Origin of the sequence: Streptomyces sp. NPDC016640, assembly GCF_043076215.1 — a bacterium.
Classification (GTDB): Bacteria; Actinomycetota; Actinomycetes; order Streptomycetales; family Streptomycetaceae; genus Streptomyces.
This window is the reverse complement of the sequence record NZ_JBIBRG010000014.1, coordinates 38186-59845: the sequence shown is the minus strand read 5'-3', so window position 1 is coordinate 59845 and position 21660 is coordinate 38186. Positions and strand designations below refer to the sequence as shown.

The 21660-nt window shown below is 72.2% G+C and carries 3 protein-coding genes; all 3 read left to right on the top strand.

The genetic code is table 11. The features are described from left to right. Positions 1-3: 3 nt before the first annotated feature. Complete coding sequence (gene hemA, locus ACF07S_RS25835; protein ID WP_391965922.1) at positions 4-1290, top strand: 5-aminolevulinate synthase; 1287 nt, start codon at positions 4-6, stop codon at positions 1288-1290. Then, positions 1290-2831 (top strand): long-chain fatty acid--CoA ligase, encoded by a 1542-nt coding sequence (locus ACF07S_RS25830; protein WP_391965923.1) that lies wholly within the window; start codon positions 1290-1292, stop codon positions 2829-2831. The genes hemA and ACF07S_RS25830 overlap by 1 nt, the downstream gene beginning before the upstream one ends. A 250-nt stretch (positions 2832-3081) precedes the next feature. Then, positions 3082-21660, top strand: a complete 18579-nt coding sequence (locus tag ACF07S_RS25825) for an SDR family NAD(P)-dependent oxidoreductase (protein WP_391975218.1) — start codon at positions 3082-3084, stop codon at positions 21658-21660.

The following is a 21660-nucleotide window of genomic DNA, read 5'->3' as shown; positions in this document are numbered from 1 at the left end:
TGAATGAACGTTCACCTGGCATCATACCTGAGTGGGAACACCGCTGAAGATCTTGCTGAAAGCAAGCGCGAGTTCCTGGAGATCGGCCGTCGTTCCGGCGACTACCCCCTGGCCACCGCGCGGCGCGACGGGGTGGATTCAGAAGTAAGTGTCTGGTGCAGCAACGACTATCTGGGAATGGGCCAGAATCGCCAGGCCATCGCGGCCATGAAGGCGGCGATCGATACCCATGGCGTAGGCTCCGGAGGTTCCCGGAACATCGGCGGAACCAACCATTACCACGTCCTTCTCGAAAATGAGCTGGCGGATCTGCACGGCAAGGAATCCGCCCTCCTTTTCACGTCGGGATACACGGCCAACGAGGGATCTCTCTCGGTGCTGGCGGGGCTGCCGAAAGATACTGTCGTATTTTCTGATGCGAAGAACCACGCCTCGATCATCGACGGTCTCCGGCACAGCGGCGCGAAGAAGCACGTCTTCAGGCACAACGACATCGCCCACCTGGAAGAGCTGATCGCGGCCGCTCCCGCCGACTGCCCGAAGCTCATCGTCGTGGAATCGGTCTACTCCATGTCGGGCAACGTTGCGCCGCTCGCCGAGATTGCCGACATTGCGGACAAATACGGTGCCACGACCTTCATCGACGAGGTCCACGCGGTCGGCATGTACGGCCCGCAGGGCGCCGGCATCGCCGCGCGGGAAGGCATCGCCGACCGGTTCACGGTCGTGATGGGTACCTTGGCGAAGGGCTACGGAACGGTCGGCGGCTACATCGCGGGACCGGCGGCCCTCGTGGACGCGGTGCGGACCTATTCGCGCTCGTTCGTCTTCACGACCTCGCTGCCGCCGGCGGTCGCGGCCGCTGCGCTGGCGTCGGTCCAGTACCTGCGGTCCTCCGATGTCGAGCGAAAGGCTCTCTCGGAGAACGCGCGGCTTCTGCACAGCCTTCTGATCGCGGCCGACATCCCGTTCATCTCGACGGACTCCCATATCGTTTCGGCCTTCGTCGGTGACGACGGCATGTGCAAGCGGGCGTCCCGGCTGCTGTTCGAGCAGCACGGGATCTACGTCCAGTCCATCAACGCCCCCAGCGTGCCCGCGGGCGAGGAGATCCTGCGGATCGCTCCGTCCGCCGTGCACGATCAGAGCGATGTCGAGAACTTCGCCCACGCCCTTCACGGAATCTGGAAGGACCTGAACATCCCGACCGCGAGTGCCCGGGACCGGTTCACGTCCGGGCTGCGCGGTGGCCGCGCCCGCACCGCCGCGAAAGAGGGACAGCTGCCCTGATGGCCATGTCAGTTGCCGGCGTGCTGGCTGACACGGCGGCGCAGCGACCCGACCACTCCGCCGTGATCCACGAGTCCGAACATTTCACCTACGGGTGGCTGTGGGAACAGGCACGCCGTCACGCGTCCGTGCTGCGGGCCAACGGGGTGCGGCCAGGAGACCGGGTCGCTGTGCTCCTGGCCGACACCCCGCAGTTTCCCGTCGTGTACTTCGGCGTGCTGGCGGCCGGCGCCGTCGCGGTCCCGCTGAACGTCATGTCGACCGCGTCGGAGATCGATCACGTACTGACCGACGCGGACGCCCGTTTCCTGGTGTGCGCTGCCTCGTTGCTCGCCCAGGCGAGGGAGGCGGCGGAGCCGCTCGGCACGGTGCTCCTCACCGTCGGCCCGGGCCCCGAGGGCACTGTCGACCTGGAGGAAGCGGCACAGGACATGGCGCCGATCGACGATTGCGCGGTGCGGGAACCCGACGACGTCGCGGTCGTGTTCTACACGTCGGGTACGACGGGTGACCCGAAAGGGGTGATGCTCACCCACCGAAATATTCTGTACAACGTCGAGAGGATGGTCACCACTCCGTACGCGTTCCGGAGTGACGACGTGTTGCTCGGGTGTTTGCCGCTGTCGCACGGCTTCGGTCAGATTTGCGGCATGCTGACCGGCTTCCGCGCCGGTATATCCATCGTCATGATGCCGAGGTTCTCGGGGCGTGAGGCCCTCGCGCTCATGACGAAACACCGATGCACGGTGTTCATGGGTGTGCCGACAATGTATTTCAGGTTGCTCGATGCGGTGGCCCAGGGCGAGCAGGTTCCTCGGCTCGACCGCGTGTACAGCGGGGGATCGGCGCTTCCGGTCAAGACCCTCGACGATGTCCGAAGCGTGTTCGGCTGTCCTGTGTACGAGGGCTACGGGATGACCGAGACCTCCTGCAGCGTTGCCTATCACTATCCCGGCCTGACTTTTCGATCCGGAACAGTCGGCGTCCCGATCACGGGCATCACCGTCGGTATAGCTCGGCCGAATGCCGACGGGATCGATCTCCTGCCCGCCGGTGAGGTGGGCGAGATCGTGGTGCGCGGTCCGAACGTCATGGCCGGATATCTCGGTCGCCCGGACATCACCGCCGAGGTCTTGATCGACGGCTGGTTCCTTACCGGCGATCTCGGCAGGCTGGATGACGACGGCTACCTCTCGGTCGTGGGACGTAAGAAGGACTTGATTCTCCGTGGCGGCTACAACGTCTATCCGCGCGAAATCGAGGAGATCCTCGTCGGGCATCCGGCCGTGGCTCAGGTGGCGGTCATCGGTGTTCCGCACCCTGAGCTCGGTGAGGAGGTCTGGGCGGTTGTCGTGCCTGCCCGGCCGGAGGACCTCACCCCTGGATCGGATCAAGAGATCATCGAATGGGGAAAACAGCGCCTCGCGGCGTACAAGTACCCCCGCCGAGTCGAGTTCACCGACGCTCTCCCGATAGGAAGCAGCGGAAAAGTTCTCAAGCGGATGCTCGTCTCGACATACGAGCCGACCGCCGGCTCGTAGCTGCAAACGAAAGCGCCCCGAAGAACGAGTGGCTGCACCGGGTGAAGTACATCGCTCGCCATCAGGAGCGGCGTGTGCTGTGGAACATGTGCGACGGGCCCCACTCTCGAAGCCGGCTCTGGACCGTCCAGTTCCCCATGCGGCTGACCGGCCACCACGGAATCAAATCGACGTAGCACCCGCGGCACGGCTGCGGGTGCTACGCCTCCGCTCAGGCATCGTACGTGACAAGAGGTAGGGCGACTCGACCATGGTTGAATTCCAAGCTGACACGTCGACATCGACCGAGGCGATCGCCATCGTCGGTATGTCCTGCCGGCTGCCGCACGCGGAGAACCCCGCGCAACTGTGGCAGCTGCTGCGCGACGGCCGCAGTGCGATCGGCGCGCCCCCGGCGGGCCGCCCCGAACTGCCCTCTCGGCCGGGGGGCTACCTCGAGGACGTCAGCGGCTTCGACGCGGGCTTCTTCGGCATCAGTCCGCGTGAGGCGTCGTCGATGGACCCGCAGCAGCGGCTGATGCTCGAGCTCGCCTGGGAGGCACTGGAGGACGCCAGGATCCTCCCGTCCGATCTTGCCGACAGCCGGACCGGCGTCTTCGTCGGCGTCATCGCCGACGATTACGCCGCCCTCACGCGCCGGCACGGGGCCGAAGGCATCACCCGCCACACCCTGACCGGTCTCAACCGCGGCGTCGTTGCCAACCGGATCTCCTACACCCTGGGTCTGCACGGACCGAGTGCGGCCGTGGACACCGGCCAGTCCTCCTCGCTGGTCGCTGTGCACCTGGCAGTCGAGAGCCTGCGCCGCGGCGAGTCCGCCATGGCCGTCGCCGGCGGTGTCAACCTCAATCTGGTGCCGGACAGCACCATCGGCGCGGAGCGGTTCGGCGCACTTTCACCAGACGGTCTCAGCTTCACTTTCGACGCGAGGGCGAATGGATACGTACGCGGTGAGGGCGGCGCGTTCGTGGTGCTCAAGCCGCTGCACGCCGCCATGGCGGACGGCGACCCGGTCTACTGCGTGCTGCACGGCAGCGCGATGAACAACGACGGGACGACCGAGGGTCTCACCGTACCGAGTCCGGCCGGCCAGCAGGACGTCCTGCGGCAGGCGTACGAGCGTGCCAAGGTGTCCGCGGAGCAGGTGCAGTACGTCGAATTGCACGGCACGGGCACCAAGGTGGGCGATCCGGTCGAAGCGTCGGCTCTGGGCGCGGTGCTCGGTGACGGGCGCGTGGACGGAGCCGAGCTGCGGGTCGGATCGGTGAAGACCAACGTCGGGCACCTCGAGGGTGCCGCCGGCATCGTCGGCCTGCTGAAAGCGGCGCTCTGCATCCGCAACCGCGAGCTCGTGCCGAGCCTGAACTTCGAGACCCCCAACCCGGACATCCCGTTCGACGGGTTGAAGCTCGCCGTGCAGCGGAGCGTCGAGCCGTGGCCGCGTCCGGACGAGCCGCTCTACGCAGGTGTCAGCTCGTTCGGCATGGGCGGTACGAACTGCCACGTCGTGCTCTCGGACCGGCGCACCGAGCCGGCGGCCGAGGAGGAGCCGCCTGGCGCCGGGTCCGGGCCGGGTGCGGTGCCGTGGGTGGTCTCGGGCAAGTCGGCTGAGGCCGTGGCCGGTCAGGCGGGGCGGCTGGTGTCGTTCCTGGAGGGGCGTCCGGAGCTGGACGTCGTGGCGGTGGGTCGTTCGCTCGCGGTGTCGCGTGCCCGTTTCGACCACCGTGCGGTGGTCGTGGGGGAGACTCGCGAGGAGCTTCTGGCGGGTGTTCGGGCATTGGCCGCGGGTGTGCCCGCGGCTGGCGTGGTGTCGGGCCGTGCGGTGCCGGACGGCGCGGGTAAGACGGTGTTCGTCTTCCCTGGCCAGGGCTGGCAGTGGCAGGGCATGGCGCTTGAGCTCTTCGACTCCTTCCCGGTGTTCGCGGGGCGGCTGGTGGAGTGTGAGCAGGCTCTGGCGCCGTTCACGGACTGGTCGCTCCTGGACGTGCTGCGCGGTGTGGACGGTGCACCTGGGTTCGACCGGGTGGATGTGGTGCAGCCCGCGTTGTGGGCGGTGATGGTGTCGTTGGCGGCGTTGTGGCGTTCGGTGGGCATCGAGCCGGATGCGGTGGTCGGTCACTCGCAGGGTGAGATCGCGGCGGCCGTGGTCGCTGGTGCGTTGTCGCTCGAGGACGCGGCGAAGATCGTCGCGTTGCGCAGCCGGGCGATCGTGAGGCTGGCCGGTACGGGTGGAATGGTGTCGGTGGCCCTGCCGGCCGACGAGGTCCGCGGGCTCATCGCCCCTTGGGGCGGCGCGATCGAGATCGCCGCACACAACGGCCCCGTGAGCACGGTCGTCTCCGGCGACCCGGAGGCCCTGGCCGACCTCGTCGCCCACAGTGAGGCCAAGGGATACCGTGCCCGCACCATTCCGGTGGACTACGCCTCTCACTCCGCCCACGTCGACCTGCTGGAGGACGAGCTGCGGGAGCTGTTGGCCGACGTCATGCCGCGTACCGGTGACATCGGGTTCTTCTCCACTGTCACCGGGCAGCCGCTGGACGGTGAGGAACTCGACGGCGGGTACTGGTTCCGCAACCTCCGCCGGACCGTCCAGCTGGAAGAGGCCACCCGCGCCCTGCTCGGCGACGGGCACCGCGTCTTCATCGAGGTCAGCGCCCACCCGGTGCTCACCTCGGCCCTCAGTGACACGGCCGACGAGGCCGGCGCCGGCGGCACTGTCGTCGTCGGATCGCTGCGGCGCGACGACGGCGGACGGGACCGTTTCCTGGCCTCGGTCGCAGCGGCGCACGCCAACGGCGTGGGTGTGGACTGGGAGCGGTTCCTGCCGGGTTCGGGTCTGGTGGAGCTGCCCACGTACGCCTTCCAGCGTGAGCACTTCTGGCTGGACGGTTCGGCGATCGGGCCGGCCCAGGTCCGGACCGTCGCGGCAGGGCGGCGCGGTCCGAAGCGGTCCGCGCCGCGAGGCGACGAGCTGGAGCTGGTGCGTGCGCACGTGGCGGCGGTGCTCGGCCACGGATCGGCACGCGACGTGGACGTCGACACGACCTTCAAGGACCTGGGCTTCGACTCCCTCTCGGCCGTCGAGCTCCGGAACGCGCTGAACACGGCCACCGGGCTCTCGCTGCCCTCCGGCCTCCTTTTCAACCACCCGACCCCGGCCGCACTCGCCGAACACCTCGGTGGTCAGCTCCTCGGCCTGGACCAGGGCCGGGATGACGAGGCGTACGAGACCACGGCCCCTGACGAGCCGATCGCGATCGTGGGCATGGCATGTCGGCTGCCGGGAGGGGTCGCCTCTCCGGAGGACCTGTGGCGTTTGGTCAGCAGCGAGGTCGATGCGGTCGACGGGTTCCCGACCAACCGGGGCTGGGACCTTGATTCGCTCCTCGCCCCCGATGCGGACAGCCCCGGCACGACCTACGCCACCCAAGGTGGTTTCCTGCACGACGCGGACCGGTTCGACGCCGGGTTCTTCGGTATCAGCCCCCGCGAGGCGGCGGCGATGGAGCCCCAGCAGCGGCTGCTGCTGGAGACGGCCTGGGAGGCCTTCGAGCAGGCGGGCATCGACCCCGCCGCGCTGCGCGGCACCCGCACCGGTGTGTACGTGGGCGCGACGGCACAGGAGTACGGGCCGCGGCTGCACGAGTCGTCCGGTGGATACGACGGCTACCTGCTGACGGGCAACACCGCCAGTGTGGCCTCGGGCCGGCTGGCCTACACCTTCGGGCTGGAGGGCCCCGCGGTGACGGTCGACACCGCCTGCTCGTCCTCGCTCGTCGCGCTCCACCTCGCCGCGCAGTCGCTGCGCCGGGGCGAGTCCTCCGTGGCCGTCGCCGGCGGTGTGTCCGTCATGGCCACGCCCGGCATGTTCGTGGAGTTCTCCCGGCAGCGCGGGCTGTCGCCGGACGGGCGGTGCAAGGCGTTCTCCTCGTCGGCGGACGGTACGGGCTGGGCCGAGGGGGTGGGTCTGCTGGTGCTGGAGCGGCTGTCGGACGCGGAGCGCAACGGGCACCGGGTGCTCGCGGTGATCCGCGGTTCCGCCGTGAACCAGGATGGTGCGAGCAACGGTCTGACGGCCCCGAACGGGCCTTCGCAGGAGCGGGTCATCCGCGCCGCGCTGGCCGACGCCCGCCTGTCGGCGTCCGAGGTGGACGCGGTGGAGGCGCACGGCACGGGCACCAGGCTCGGCGACCCGATCGAGGCGCAGGCGCTGCTGGCCACCTACGGACAGGACCGCGAGGAGCCGCTTCGACTCGGCTCGCTGAAGTCGAACATCGGTCACACGCAGGCCGCGGCGGGTGTCGCGGGCGTGATCAAGATGGTCATGGCCATGCGCAACGGGATCTTCCCGGCGACGCTGCACGTGGACGAGCCGACCTCGCACGTCGATTGGTCGGCCGGCGCGGTGGAACTGCTGACGCAGGCCCAGGAGTGGCCGGAGCTCGACCGTCCGCGCCGGGCGGGCGTCTCGTCCTTCGGCATCAGCGGTACCAACGCACACCTCATCGTCGAGCAGGTCACGGAGATCGAAGCCCCGGTGGAGGAGCTGGCGGTGCCGGGTCCGGTGCCGTGGGTGGTGTCGGGCAAGTCCGGGGCTGCTCTGTCGGAGCAGGCGGATCGGCTGGTGTCGTTCCTGGAGGAGCGGCCGGAGCTGGACGTCGTGACCGTGGGCCGTTCGCTGGCCGTGTCGCGTGCCCGTTTCGATCACCGTGCGGTGGTCGTGGGGGAGACCCGTGAGGAACTCCTGGACGCTCTGCGGGCGCTGACCCCGGGCGAGGCCGTCCCGGCGGGGACGGTGGCGTTCCTGTTCTCCGGGCAGGGCAGTCAGCGTCTGGGCATGGGCCGTGAGCTGTATGAGGGCGAGCCGGTGTTCGCGGCTGCGTTCGACGAGGTCGCCGGGGCGTTGGATGTCCACTTGGACCGCTCGCTCGCCGGGGTGATCGAGGGTGAGCCGGAGCTGCTTCAGCGGACGGTGTTCACTCAGCCGGCGTTGTTCGCGATCGAGGTGGCCCTGTTCCGTCTGCTGTCTCATTACGGGGTGACCCCGGATTACCTGGTGGGTCATTCGGTCGGTGAGCTGGCGGCGGCCCATGTGGCGGGTGTGCTGTCCCTCGAGGACGCGGCGCGTCTGGTCTGTGCGCGGGCGCGTTTGATGGAGGGTGTCGCCGAGGGCGGGGCGATGGCTGCCCTGAACGCGGGTGAAGCGCGCGTCGCCGGGTGGCTCGAGGGCCGTTCCGGTGTGGATGTGGCCGGGTTCAACAGCCCTGCCGACACCGTGATCTCGGGTGACGAGACGGCAGTGCTCGAAGTCCTGGAGCTGGCTCGCGGGGAGGGTGTGAAGGCGACGCGGCTGAAGGTGAGCCACGCCTTCCACTCCGCGCACCTGGACGGAATGCTGGCGGAGCTCACCGAGGTCGCCCGGACCCTGACCTATTCGGCTCCCCGGATCCCGGTCGTCTCGAACGTCACCGGTGAGGTGGTCGAGGGGTTCACCGCCGAGTACTGGGCTGCTCAGGCCCGTTCGGCGGTCCGTTTCGCCGACGGCATCGCCACGCTGGCCGGTCTTGGTGTGACGGCGTTCGTGGAGCTGGGGCCCGACGGGACGCTCGCGGGTCTGACGGGCGAGTGCCTGGCCGGCACCGAGGGCATCGTCGTGGTTCCGGTGCTGCGCAAGGACCGTGCCGAGAAGCGTTCCCTCCTCACCGCCCTGGGCGCTGTGCACGCACATGGCGTGGGTGTGGACTGGGAGCGGTTCCTGCCGGGTTCCGCTCTGGTGGAGCTGCCCACGTACGCCTTCCAGCGTGAGCGTTTCTGGCTGGACGCGCCGCGTTCCGGTGATGCGGCGGGTCTGGGTCTGACGGCTGTGGATCATCCGCTGCTGGCCGCGGTGATCACGGAGCCTGACGGTGATGCGGTGCAGTTCTCGGCTTCGGTGTCGTCGTCCTCGCACCCGTGGCTGGCCGATCACGCGATCGGGGGGACGGTCCTGGTTCCGGGGACGGCGTTCCTGGAGCTCGCGGGCACCGCGGCCGAGCAGCTGGGTTACACCACCGTCGAGGAACTCACCCTCCGGGCACCCCTGATCCTCCCGGAGAAGACGGGCGTTCAGCTGCGGCTGACCGTCGACCGGGCCGACGCGCGCGGCGATCGCCGGTTCACCGTGTACTCGCGGACCGGCGCAGAGCAGTGGACCGCCCACGCGGCCGGCCTGATCACGTCCTCCGTCCCCTCGCCGGGCGTTTCCCTGGACCAGTGGCCCCCGGCCGATGGCACCCCCGTCCCGCTGGACGGCGTCTACGACCGCCTCGACGAATTGGGCTACGGCTACGGGCCGGCCTTCCACGGCCTGCGCGCCGCCTGGCGCGCCGGCGACGACCTCTTCGCCGAGGTCGCCCTGCCCGACCGGCTCCACACCGAAGCCGCGCGCTTCGGCGTGCACCCCGCCGTCCTCGACGCCGTTCTGCACCCGCTCGTGCTGGAGGCCGCGGCCTCGGCGCAGGACGACAGCACGATCCGGCTGCCGTTCTCGTTCTCGGGCTTCGTGCTGCACGCGGTCGGTGCCACGGTGCTGCGCGTCCGCTGGACCCGTACCGGCCAGGACACGGCCCGTCTCACTCTCGCCGATGGCACCGGCGCTCCGGTGGCGGCGATCGAGTCGGTCGCCCTGCGGCCGATCGCCCGCGATCAGCTCGCCGTTGCCGGCCCGGCCGCGGAGTCCCTGTACCGGGTGGCCTGGGAGGCCGTCCCGGCGGCCGAGCCGGTCGCCGGCCGGCGGTGGGTCCGGCTGGGCGAGGCGCCCTACGCCGACCTCGCCGCGCTCCGCGCCGCGGTCGACGCCGGATCCGCCGTACCGGAGTTCGTGGTGACCGGCGAGCAGGAGCTCGCCGTCGGCACCACCGGTGACGTACTCGGCCAGACCCACGCCACGGCGGCGCGCGGGCTGGAAGCGGTGCGGGAATGGCTGGCCGCCCCGCAGTTCGCGGAGAGCCGCCTCGTCCTCGTCGTGCCGGACGGCGCGCTGCACACGGCCCCGCTCGTGGGCCTGATCCGCACTGCGCAGACCGAACAGCCCGGCCGGCTGGTCCTCGCCCACGTGGACGAGGGTGGTCCGGAGCTGCTGCCCGCCGTGCTGGCTTCGGGCGAACCCGAGGTGGCGGTGCGGGGCGGCAGGTTGTTCGTGCCGCGCCTGGCGCGCGCTGCGGGTGTCGTGGCGGGCGCGGTGGAGGGTCTGGATCCGGAGGGCACGGTCCTGGTGACCGGTGCTCTGGGTACGTTGGGCCGTCTGGTGGCGCGTCGGTTGGTGACGCATCACGGTGCGCGGCACCTGCTGTTGGTGTCGCGTCGTGGTGGTGAGACTCCGGGTGCTGCCGAGTTCGTGGCGGAGCTGGCGGAGTCGGGCGCGCGGGCCCGGGTGGCGGCGTGCGACGTGTCGGACTTCGACGCGCTGGCGGGTCTGCTGGACGAGGCCGCGGTCGAGCGTCCGCTGACTGCCGTGGTGCATACGGCGGGTGTCCTGGACGATGCGACGGTCGCCTCGCTGTCGGCCGGTCGGCTGGAGCGGGTGATGCGTCCGAAGGTGGACGCGGCCTGGAACCTCCACCGCCTCACCGAGTCCCTCGGCCTCGCCTCGTTCGTCATGTTCTCGTCCATCGCGGGTGTCATGGGCAACGCCGGCCAGGCCAACTACGCGGCCGCGAACACCTTCCTCGACGCCCTCGCGCAGCACCGCCGCGCCCGGAACCTGCCCGCCACCTCCCTCGCGTGGAGCCTGTGGGACAGCGCCGACGGCATGGCCGGAACCCTGGCCGGCGCCGACGTCGCGCGGTGGAAGCGGAGCGGAATCCTCCCGCTGACCCCGGAACTGGGTCTCGACCTGTTCGACGCGGCGCTCGCCTCGGCGGAGCCGCTGCTGGTCCCCGCCGAACTCGACCTGGCCGCCCTGCGCGCCCGGGCCGAGGAGAACGCGCTCCCCGAGCTGTTCACCGGCCTGGTCCGCGTCCGCCGCCGGCAGGCGGCCGGCGCCGCCCGCGGGGCCGGCCCGTCGTGGGTCCAGCGGCTGATCGCGCTGGCCGCGGAGGAGCGGGCGCAGGCCGTGCTCCAGACCGTACGGGAGGCCGTGGGGCTGGTTCTCGGGCACGGGGCCGACGCCGACATCGACCCGGCCAAGGCCTTCAAGGACACCGGCTTCGACTCCCTCACGGGTGTCGAACTGCGCAACCGGCTCAACTCGGTGACCGGACTGCGACTGCCCACCACCCTCGTGTTCGACCACCCGTCGCCCCAGGCGGTGGCGGACTTCCTGCTGGACCGGCTCGACGCGACCGGAACGGCCGTCGTCCCGTCGGTGGCCGCCCACGCCTTGGGCCGGGACGAGCCGATCGCCGTGATCGGCATGGGGTGCCGCTACCCGGGCGGGGTCTCCTCGCCGGAGGACCTGTGGCGGCTCGTGGCGGAGGGCCGGGACGCGATCGACGAGTTCCCGTCCGACCGCGGCTGGGACGTGGAAGGCCTCTTCGACCCGGACCCCGAGAAGATCGGCAAGTCGTACACGCGCAAGGGCGGATTCCTCTACGAGGCCGCGGAGTTCGATGCCGAGTTCTTCGGTCTGAGTCCGCGTGAGGCGACCGCGACCGACCCGCAGCAGCGGGTGCTGCTGGAGGTCGCGTGGGAGGCGCTGGAGCGTGCGGGAGTCGACCCCGCCTCGCTGCGCGGTTCCTCGACCGGTGTCTACGCGGGTGTGATGTACAACGACTACGGGTCGCGGCTGGGGAGTGCCCCGGAGGGCTTCGAGGGACATCTGCTGACGGGCACGATCGCGAGTGTCCTGTCGGGCCGGGTGGCTTACACGTTCGGTCTCGAGGGGCCGGCGGTGACGCTGGACACGGCGTGTTCCTCGTCGCTGGTGGCGGTGCACCTGGCCGCTCAGGCGCTGCGCCAGGGCGAGTGCTCGATGGCACTCGCCGGCGGTGTCACCGTGATGTCCACGCCGACGACCTTCGTCGAGTTCTCGCGTCAGCGCGGTCTGTCGCCGGACGGGACCTGCAAGTCGTTCGCGGCTTCGGCGGACGGTACGGGCTGGTCCGAGGGCGCGGGCGTGCTGGTGCTGGAGCGGCTGTCGGACGCTCGGCGGCTCGGGCACGACATCCTTGGTGTGATCCGTGGTTCCGCGGTCAACCAGGACGGTGCGAGCAACGGCCTCACCGCCCCCAACGGGCCCTCGCAGGAACGCGTCATCCGCCAGGCCCTCGCCAACGCCCGCCTCGCCCCGCACGAGGTGGACGCGGTCGAGGCGCACGGCACCGGTACCCGGCTCGGTGACCCGATCGAGGCCAACGCGCTGCTGGCCACCTACGGCCAGGACCGCGAAGAGCCGCTGCGTCTGGGATCGGTCAAGTCGAACATCGGTCACACGCAGGCTGCCGCGGGTGTCGCGGGCATCATCAAGATGCTGATGGCGATGCGTAACGGGGAGCTTCCGGCGACGCTGCACGTGGACGAGCCGACGCCGCACGTCGACTGGTCGACGGGTGCGGTGGAGCTGGTCACCGAGCGTCGGGCGTGGCCGGAGGTGGCGCGTCCGCGCCGCGCGGCCGTGTCCTCGTTCGGTATCAGTGGTACGAACGCGCACGTGGTCCTGGAGCAGGGCCCGGAGCCGGCCGTGGCCGGTGAGCCGGTGGTGACGGGGCTTCCGCTGGTGGTCTCGGCGAAGAGCGAGGCGGCCCTGGCGGCGCGTGCCGGCCAGGTGCGTGAGCTGCTGGCCCAGGGGACCGCCGACCCGGCGCGGGTGGCTTCGGCTCTCGCGACCCGGGTCCCGCACCTCCCCCTCCGGGCGGCGGTTTCGGGCGCCGGCCGGGATGAGCTGTTGGCGGGTCTTGAGGCGCTGGCCTCGGGCGGGTCCGCGGCGAACCTGGTGCGGGGCGCGGTCACGGGCTCGGGCAAGACGGTGTTCGTGTTCCCGGGACAGGGTTCGCAGTGGCAGGGCATGGCTCTGGAACTCCTCGACTCCTCCCCGGTGTTCGCCGCCCGGCTGGTGGAGTGCGAGCGGGCGTTGGCGCCGTTCACGGACTGGTCGCTGCCGGACGTCCTGCGCGGTGTGGAGGGTGCGCCCGGGTTCGACCGGGTGGAGGTGGTGCAGCCGGCACTGTGGGCGGTGATGGTGTCCCTGGCCGCGCTGTGGCGTTCGGTGGGGATCGAGCCGGATGCGGTGATCGGTCACTCGCAGGGCGAGATCGCGGCGGCCGCGGTGTCGGGGGCGCTGTCGCTGGACGACGCGGCGAAGGTCGTGGCGCTGCGCAGCCGGGCCATCGTGAAGCTGGCGGGTACGGGCGGGATGGTCTCGGTGGCCCTGCCGGCCGACGAGGTCCGCGAGCTCATCACCCGTTGGGACGGCGCCATCGACATCGCCGCACACAACGGCCCGCGTTCCGTGGTGGTCGCCGGAGAGGTGACCGCTCTCGAGGAGATGGTCGCCCACTGCAAGGACAACAAGACGCGCGCCAAGCGCATCCCGGTCGACTACGCCTCCCACTCCGCGCACGTCGAAAGCCTGCGGGACGAGCTTCTCGACGCCCTGTCCTCGCTCACCCCGCGCGCCGTCGAGGTGCCCTTCCTCTCCACCGTCACCGGGCAGCCGCTGGACGGCACGGAGCTCGACGGCTCGTACTGGTTCCGCAACCTCCGCCGGACCGTCCAGCTGGAGGAGGCCACCCGGACCCTGCTCGACCAGGGCCACCGCGTCTTCATCGAGGTCAGCGCCCACCCGGTGCTGACCGTCGCGCTCCAGGAGACGATCGACGACACGCCGTACGACAGCGCCGTCACCGTGCCCTCGCTCCACCGTGACGAGGGCGGACTCGACGCCTTCCTCGCGTCCGCGGCGCGGGCCCACGTCTCGGGCGCCCCGCTCGACTGGGCCGCCGTGGCCGGCGGCCCCGGCGCGGTCGTCGACCTGCCGACCTACCCCTTCCAGCGCCGGCGCCACTGGCTGGAGGGCCCGGCGCCGGCCGGGGACGCGGGCGGGCTCGGCATGGCCGCCGAGCGGCACCCGCTCATCGGCGCCGCGCTCTGGACGGCCGACGAGGACAAGCTGGTCCTGAGCAGCCGGATCGCCCTGAACACGCAGCCCTGGCTGGCGGACCACGCCGTGGCCGGCACCGTGCTGCTCCCCGGTACCGCCTTCGTGGACCTCGCCATCCGGGCGGGTGACCACACGGGCCTCGACCAGCTCGACGAGCTGACCCTGCAGGCACCGCTGGTGCTGGCCGGCCGCGACGGAGTACAGCTCCAGGTCGTGGTCGACGCTCCGGACGAGGAGGGCCGGCGCGCGCTGTCGGTCCACTCCCGCCCCGAGCCCGGGTCCGACGACGCCGCGATCCACCCGTGGACCCTGCACGCCACCGGCGTACTGGGCCACGCGGAAGGAGGTGCGGGCGTACCGGCCGACCCCGCCTGGCCCCCGGCCGGCGCCGAGCCGGTCGACCTGACGGCGGCGTACGACACGCTCGCCGAGCGGGGCTTCCGGTACGGCCCCGCCTTCCGGGGCCTGCGGGCGCTGTGGCGCGCCGGCCAGGAGACGTTCGCCGAGGTCGCGCTCCCGAAGGACGTCCCCCCGGGCGAGTTCGGGATCCACCCGGCCCTCCTCGACGCCGCCCTGCACCCGCTGGCGCTCGCGCAGGACGGCCGCCTGGTGCTGCCGTTCGCCTGGACCGGCGTTCGGCTGCACGCGGTGAACGCCGACGTGCTGCGCGTACGGATCACCCCGGAAGGCTCGGGTGCCGCCCTGTCCCTCGCCGACGCGAACGGTGCGCCGATCGCGTCGGTGAAGACGCTCAGCCTGCGGGCCGTGGACCCCGCGCAGCTGGCCGGCTCGGGCACCCCCCGCCAGCCGCTGCTCCAGGTGGAGTGGACGGCCGCCCCGGCGGCCGCCCCGGCCGCCGGATGGGCCGTCCTCGACGACTCCGGCCACGGTCTGCCCGCCCCTCTGGGCAGCTCCCCGGACCTCGCCGGCCTGGTCGGAACCCCGCCGCTCGTCGTGGTCCCCTTCCCCGGCGAGGACGGTCCCGGCGCCGTGGCACACCGGGCCCTGCGGCTGGCCCAGGAGTGGCTCGCCGAGGAGCGGTTCGCCGGCTCGCGCCTGGTCTTCGTGACCCGTGACGCGACCACCGCCCGCACGGAGGCCGGACTCGGCTCGGCTCCCGTCTGGGGGCTGGTGCGTACCGCCATGGCCGAGAACCCCGACCGGTTCGGCCTGCTGGACCTGACGGACTGGGACCCCTCCGAGGCCGAGCTCGGCCGTGCGCTGGCCGTACCGGACGCGCAGGCGAGCCTGCGGGACGGTGCACTGCTCGTACCGCGGCTGGTCAAGTCGCCCACGACGGGCGGCACCGTGCCCGCCCTGAACCCCGGGGGCACCGTGCTCATCACGGGCGCCACCGGCACCCTGGGCCGGCTGTTCGCCCGCCACCTCGTCGCCGAACACGGCGTACGGCACCTGCTGCTGGCGAGCCGCCGCGGCCGGGACGCGGCGGGCATGCCGGCGCTGGAGGCCGAACTCACGGCCCACGGAGCCGACGTGTCCGTGGTCGCCTGTGACACGGCCGACCGCACGGCGGTCGCCGCGATGCTGGACGCGATCCCCTCGGAACACCCCCTCACCGCGGTCCTGCACACCGCCGGCGTCCTCGACGACGGCACGCTGCACGCCCTCACGGCCGAGCAGCTCGACACCGTACTGCGTCCCAAGGTCGACGCCGCCCGGCACCTGCACGAGCTGACGGCCCACCTGGAACTGGACGCGTTCGTCCTGTTCTCGTCGCTGGCCGGTACGGCCGGCACCGCGGGACAGGCCAACTACGCTGCGGCCAACACCTATCTGGACGCCCTCGCGCACCACCGCCAGGCCCTGGGCCTGCCCGGTACGTCACTGGCCTGGGGCCTGTGGGCCGAGGGCAGCGGGATGACCGGTCACCTGACCGACGCCGACCTCGCCCGCCTGTCCCGGGGCGGCATCGCCCCGATCGGCAGCGAGCAGGGGCTGGCGCTGTTCGACGCGGCCCTCGCGACCCGCCGGCCGGTGCTCGTTCCGGCGCTGCTGGACTACACCGGACTGCGGGCACAGAGCGAGGACGGCACGCTGCCCGCGCTCTTCCACGGCCTGGTGCGTCCGGCGCGGCGCGCCGCCGCCGGCGAGCAGGCGGGCGGGAACTCCCTCCGGGAACGCCTGGCGCCCCTGGCCCTCCAGGACCAGGAGCGCGCGCTGCTGGAACTGGTCCGCAGCGTGGTGGCCTCCGTACTGGGGCACACCGACGCCGGCCAGGTCGCGCCCGACCGGGCCTTCAACGAGCTGGGCTTCGACTCGCTCAAGGCGGTGGAACTGCGCAACCGGCTGAACGCGGCCGCGGGTCTGAAGCTGCCCGCGACGCTGGTGTTCGACTACCCGAGCACGGCCGAGCTGGCCGGCTTCCTTCGGACCGAACTGCTCGGCCCGGCCGCCGCGGTGACCGTGGCCGAACCGGCCGCCGGCGCCTCCGACGAGCCGATCGCGATCGTCGCGATGGCCTGCCGCTACCCGGGCGAGGTCAGCTCCCCGGAGGAGCTGTGGGCGCTGCTGTCCGACGAGCGGGACGCCATCGGCCCGTTCCCGAACGACCGCGGCTGGGACCTGGACGGCCTGTACGACACGGACCCCGACCACGTGGGCACCTCGTACACCCGGCACGGCGGATTCCTCTACGAGGCTCCGCAGTTCGACCCCGAGCTCTTCGGGGTGAGCGCCCGGGAGGCCACCGCCATCGACCCGCAGCAGCGCCTGCTGCTGGAAATCTGCTGGGAGGCCTTCGAACGCGCGGGCATCGACCCGGCCTCTCTCAAGGGCAGCCAGACCGGTGTGTTCGCCGGTGTCATGGCCAACGACTACGCGGCACGCCTGAAGGACGCCCCCGAGGCCCTGGAGGGCTACCTGTCGGTCGGCAGCACGGTCAGTGTCGCCTCCGGCCGCGTCGCCTACACCTTCGGCCTGCAGGGACCGGCGATCACCGTCGACACCGCCTGCTCCTCCTCGCTCGTCTCCGTCCACCTCGCCGCGCAGGCACTCCGGAACGGCGAGTGCGGGCTGGCCCTGGCCGGCGGTGTGACCGTACTGGCCGCGCCCACCCTGTTCGTGGAGTTCAGCCGCCAGCGCGGCCTGGCACCGGACGGCCGGTGCAAGTCCTTCTCCGCGCGGGCGGACGGGGCGGCCTGGGCCGAAGGCGCCGGAATCCTCCTGCTGGAGCGGCTCTCCGACGCCCGGCGCAACGGACGCCGGATCCTCGGCGTGATCCGCGGGACCGCCGTCAACCAGGACGGTGCGAGCAACGGCCTCACCGCCCCCAACGGCCGCTCCCAGGAGCAGGTGATCCGCCAGGCCCTGACCAACGCGGGCCTGACCACCGCGGACGTCGACGCGCTGGAGGCCCACGGCACCGGCACCACGCTGGGCGACCCGATCGAGGCCCGGGCCGTACTCGCCACCTACGGGCAGGAGCGCCCGTCGCCCCTCCTGATGGGCTCCCTGAAGTCCAACATCGGGCACTCCCAGGCCGCCGCCGGTGTGGCCGGCGTCATCAAGATGGTCATGGCGATGCGGCACGGGGTGCTCCCCAAGAGCCTGCACATCGACGAGCCCAGCCCGCACGTGGACTGGTCCGCCGGCGAGGTGGAACTGCTCACCGAGGCGGTGCCGTGGCCCGAGTCGGAGCGGCCGCGCCGGGCAGGCGTGTCCTCCTTCGGCATCAGCGGTACCAACGCCCACGTCATCGTGGAGCAGCCGCCGGCCGGGGGGACGGCCCCGCCGGCCGAGCCGATGCCGGTCGTGCCGCTGCTGCTGTCCGCGCACAACGAAGCGGCCCTGCTGGCGCAGGCCGACCAGGTGGGCGCGGCCCTCGCCGGCACCGGGCAGCAGGACCTGGCATCGGCGGGCCGGACCCTGGCCGTCGGACGGGCCGGACTGCCGCACCGCGCCGTGGTGGTGGCCGCCACCGCCACCGAAGCGGTCGACGGACTCGCGGCACCGACCGTGCGGGGCACACCCGTGGACGGCCGTACGGCCTTCCTCTTCACCGGTCAGGGCAGCCAGCGACTCGGCATGGGCCGGGAGCTGTACACCGCCTACCCCGCCTACGCCGAGGCCCTGGACGCCGTATGCGAAGAGCTCGGCCAATGGCTGGAAACGCCGCTGCTCGACGTCCTCTTCGGTGAGGACCCGGCACCGCTGGACCGGACCGGCTTCACGCAGGCCGCCCTGTTCGCGACCGAGGTCGCGCTCTTCCGGCTCCTCGAGGGCTGGGGCGTACGGCCGGACTTCCTCGCGGGCCACTCCATCGGTGAGCTGGCCGCCGCGCACGTCGCCGGCGTCCTCTCGCTGGCGGACGCGGCGCAGCTCGTCGCGGCCCGCGGCCGGCTGATGCAGGCACTGCCCGGCGGCGGCGCGATGCTCGCCGTGCAGGCCGAGGAGCAGGAGGTGCTGCCGCTGCTCGCCGGACGGGAGGACCTGCTGGGCATCGCCGCCGTCAACGGCCCCACCTCCGTGGTGCTCTCGGGCGACGCGGAAGCCGTCGAGGCCGTCGGAGCCGAACTCTCCGCCCGGGGACGCAGGACCAAGCGACTGCGCGTCAGCCACGCCTTCCACTCCCCGCACATGGACGCGATGCTGGACGAATTCCAGACGGTCGCGAAGGGGCTCGCGTTCGCCCCGCCCGCCATCCCGATCGTCTCCACCCTGACCGGGCAGCCGGCCGGCGCCGAGGAACTGACCACGCCCGAGTACTGGGTCCGGCACGTCCGCCGGCCCGTGCGCTTCCTGGACGCGGCACGCGCCCTGGAGTCCGAAGGCGTGCGGACCTTCCTGGAACTCGGTCCGGACGGCGTGCTCAGCGCGATGGGGCAGGACTTCCTCGACGCGGGGTCGCTCCTGGTCCCGGTGCTGCGCGGCGGGCGCCACGAGCCGCACACCGCCGTCACCGCCCTGGCCCACGCCCACGTACGGGGCGTGCCGGTGGACTGGCGCGCAGTGTTCGGCGAGAACGCCGGACCGGCCGCGGACCTGCCGACCTACCCCTTCCAGCGCCGGCGCTACTGGCTCACGGAGGGGCCCGGCGGCGGCGACGTCACCTCGGCCGGACTCGACTCCGCACGGCACCCGCTGCTCGGGGCCGCGGTTCCGCTCGCCGACTCCGACGGTGTCCTGTTCACCGGCCGGATCTCGGCCCGCAGCCACCCCTGGTTCGCCGACCATGCCGTCGCCGGCACCCTGCTGGTCCCGGGCACGGCCCTGGTGGAGCTCGCGCTCCACGCGGGCGCCGCACTCGGCTGCGAGCGGCTGGAGGAACTCGTCCTCCAGGCACCCCTGGTCCTTCCCGACGAGGGTGCGCTCCAGCTCCAGGTCACCGTCGGCGACCCCGACGCGGACGGCCGCAGGCCCGTCGCCGTCCACTCGCGCGGGGACCAGGAAGGCGACGTCTGGAACCGGCACGCCACCGGAACCGTGGTGGCCGCCGTTCCCGGCGGCCCCGAACCCGACCTCGCGTCCTGGCCTCCGGCCGGCGCCGAAGCCCAGCCGGTCGAGGACCTGTACGACCGCCTCGCCGACCGGGGCTACGGCTACGGCCCCGCCTTCCAGGGCCTCCAGGCGGCATGGCGGTCGCGCGACGACCTCTACGCCGAGGTACGGCTGTCCGCCGACCCCGATGGATTCGCCCTGCACCCGGCGCTGTTCGACGCCGCGCTGCACGCCCTGCTCCTGGAGGAGTCGGCCGAACTGCGGCTGCCCTTCTCCTTCGGCGGCGTCCAGCTGACCGGGTCCCGGACCGGCACCCTGCGGGTCAAGCTGTCGGCCGGCCCGGACGGAACGGTCGCGGTCGGCATCGCCGACGCGACGGGCGCGCCGGTCGCCACCGTCGCATCGCTCGCACTGCGGGCCCTGCCGGCGGGGACCGCGCCGGCCCGCCCCTCCGAGCAGCACGTGTACGCGGTGGAGCGGGCCCGTGTGGACCTCCCCACCGGTGGCGGCACGACCGTCGTGGTCCTCGGCGAGGCCGACCTCGGACTCGCCGCCGAGCACCACGCCGACCTCGCCGGCCTGGCCGCCTCGACGGCGGACGGCGCGGCCGCACCCGACGTGGTCGTCCTTCCGGTGCGCCCGGCCACTCCGCAGGAGACCGGCCGGGTCACGGAGGAGGTGCTGGCGGTACTGCGGCAGTGGCTCGCCGCCGACGCGCCGGCCGGAGCGCGGCTCGCCGTGGTCAGCACCGGGGAACTGGCGCACAGCGCGCTGTCCGGGCTGATCCGGACCGCCGAGTCGGAACACCCGGGACGTTTCCAGCACGTGATCGCGGACGGCCTGCCGGCCGGCCGCGAGCTGCTGGCCGCGGCCCTGGCCGACCCCCGGCCGCGGCTCGAACTGCACGGGGGACAGGCCTACGTGACCCGGCTCGCCAAGGCCCCGTACCCGGTCCGGACCCCGGACGTCGACGACGCGTTCGACCCGGAGCGTACGGTGCTGATCACCGGTGGCACGGGCGCACTCGGAGCCCGGGTCGCCCGGCACCTGGTGACCGGCCGCGGCGCCCGCCGCCTGCTGCTCACCAGCCGGCGGGGCGGGGCGGAGGACCTGGTCGCCGAACTGACGGCGCTCGGCGCGGACGTACGGGTCGCGGCGTGCGACGCGGCCGACCGCGACGCGCTGGCCGGGCTGCTCGCCTCGATCCCGGACGAGCACCCGCTCACCGCGGTCGTGCACGCGGCCGGAGTCGTCGAGGACGCCACGCTGGAGACCATGAGCCCGGAGAGCCTCTCCCGGGTCCTGCGGCCGAAGGTGGAAGCCGCCTGGAACCTGCACGAGCTGACCGCCGGACTGGAGCTGACGGACTTCGTCCTCTTCTCTTCCGTCGCCGGCCTGGTGGGCAACGCCGGACAGGCCGGCTACGCCGCCGGCAACACCTTCCTGGACGCGCTCGCCGAACACCGGCGCGCCGCGGGCCTGCCCGCCGTGTCCCTCGCCTGGGGTATGTGGCGGGACGGCATGGCGAGCGACCTCGACCGTGCCGACCGGGCCAGGCTCGCACGCAACGGGATCCTGCCGATGCCGGCCGACCGGGCGCTCGCGGCCCTCGACACGGCCCTGGCCGGAGCCAAGGCGCCACGAGCCGACGGCGGGGCGGGGATCCCACCGGTGCTCGCGCCGGTGGCACTCGACCTCGCGGCACTGCGGAGCCTCGGGGACGCACTGCCCGAGCTGTACCGGGGCCTGGTGCGCACCGAGCGCCGAGCCGGCCGGCGCACCTCCGCTCCGGCGGAGATCCCGCTGGCGCAACGGCTCACGGGCCTGGACGCGGAGGAGCAGCAGCAGCTGCTGCTCGACTTCGTCAGGGAACAGGTCGGCATCGTCCTGGCCCACCCGGCCCCGCGGACGATCGACGTCCAGCGCGGACTGCTGGACCTGGGCTTCGACTCCCTCACCGCGGTCGAACTGCGCAACAGGCTGAACACCCTCACCGAACTGCGGTTGCCCAGCACGCTCGTCTTCGACCACCCGACCATCCGAGCCGTCGCCGAATACCTGCGGGGCGAGCTGGCCGGCGAAGTGGCGGACCCGGTCCAGGCAGCCCTGGACGCGCTTGAGGCCGCTCTCTCGGCCGCCGGCCCGTCGGACGGCGAGGGACCGGCAGGAACGTACGCCGCGCGACTGCGCGGCCTGCTTCGGACGGTGGACGGCCGTCCCGACGGCGCCGACCTCGGCCTGGCGACCGACGACGAACTCTTCGCAGCACTCGACAACGAACTCGGCAGGTAG

Coding starts and splice junctions, on each gene's coding strand:
- hemA (WP_391965922.1), top strand. CDS start 4: ATGAACGTTCACCTGGCATCATACCTGAGTGGGAACACCGCTGAAGAT.
- ACF07S_RS25830 (WP_391965923.1), top strand. CDS start 1,290: ATGGCCATGTCAGTTGCCGGCGTGCTGGCTGACACGGCGGCGCAGCGA.
- ACF07S_RS25825 (WP_391975218.1), top strand. CDS start 3,082: ATGGTTGAATTCCAAGCTGACACGTCGACATCGACCGAGGCGATCGCC.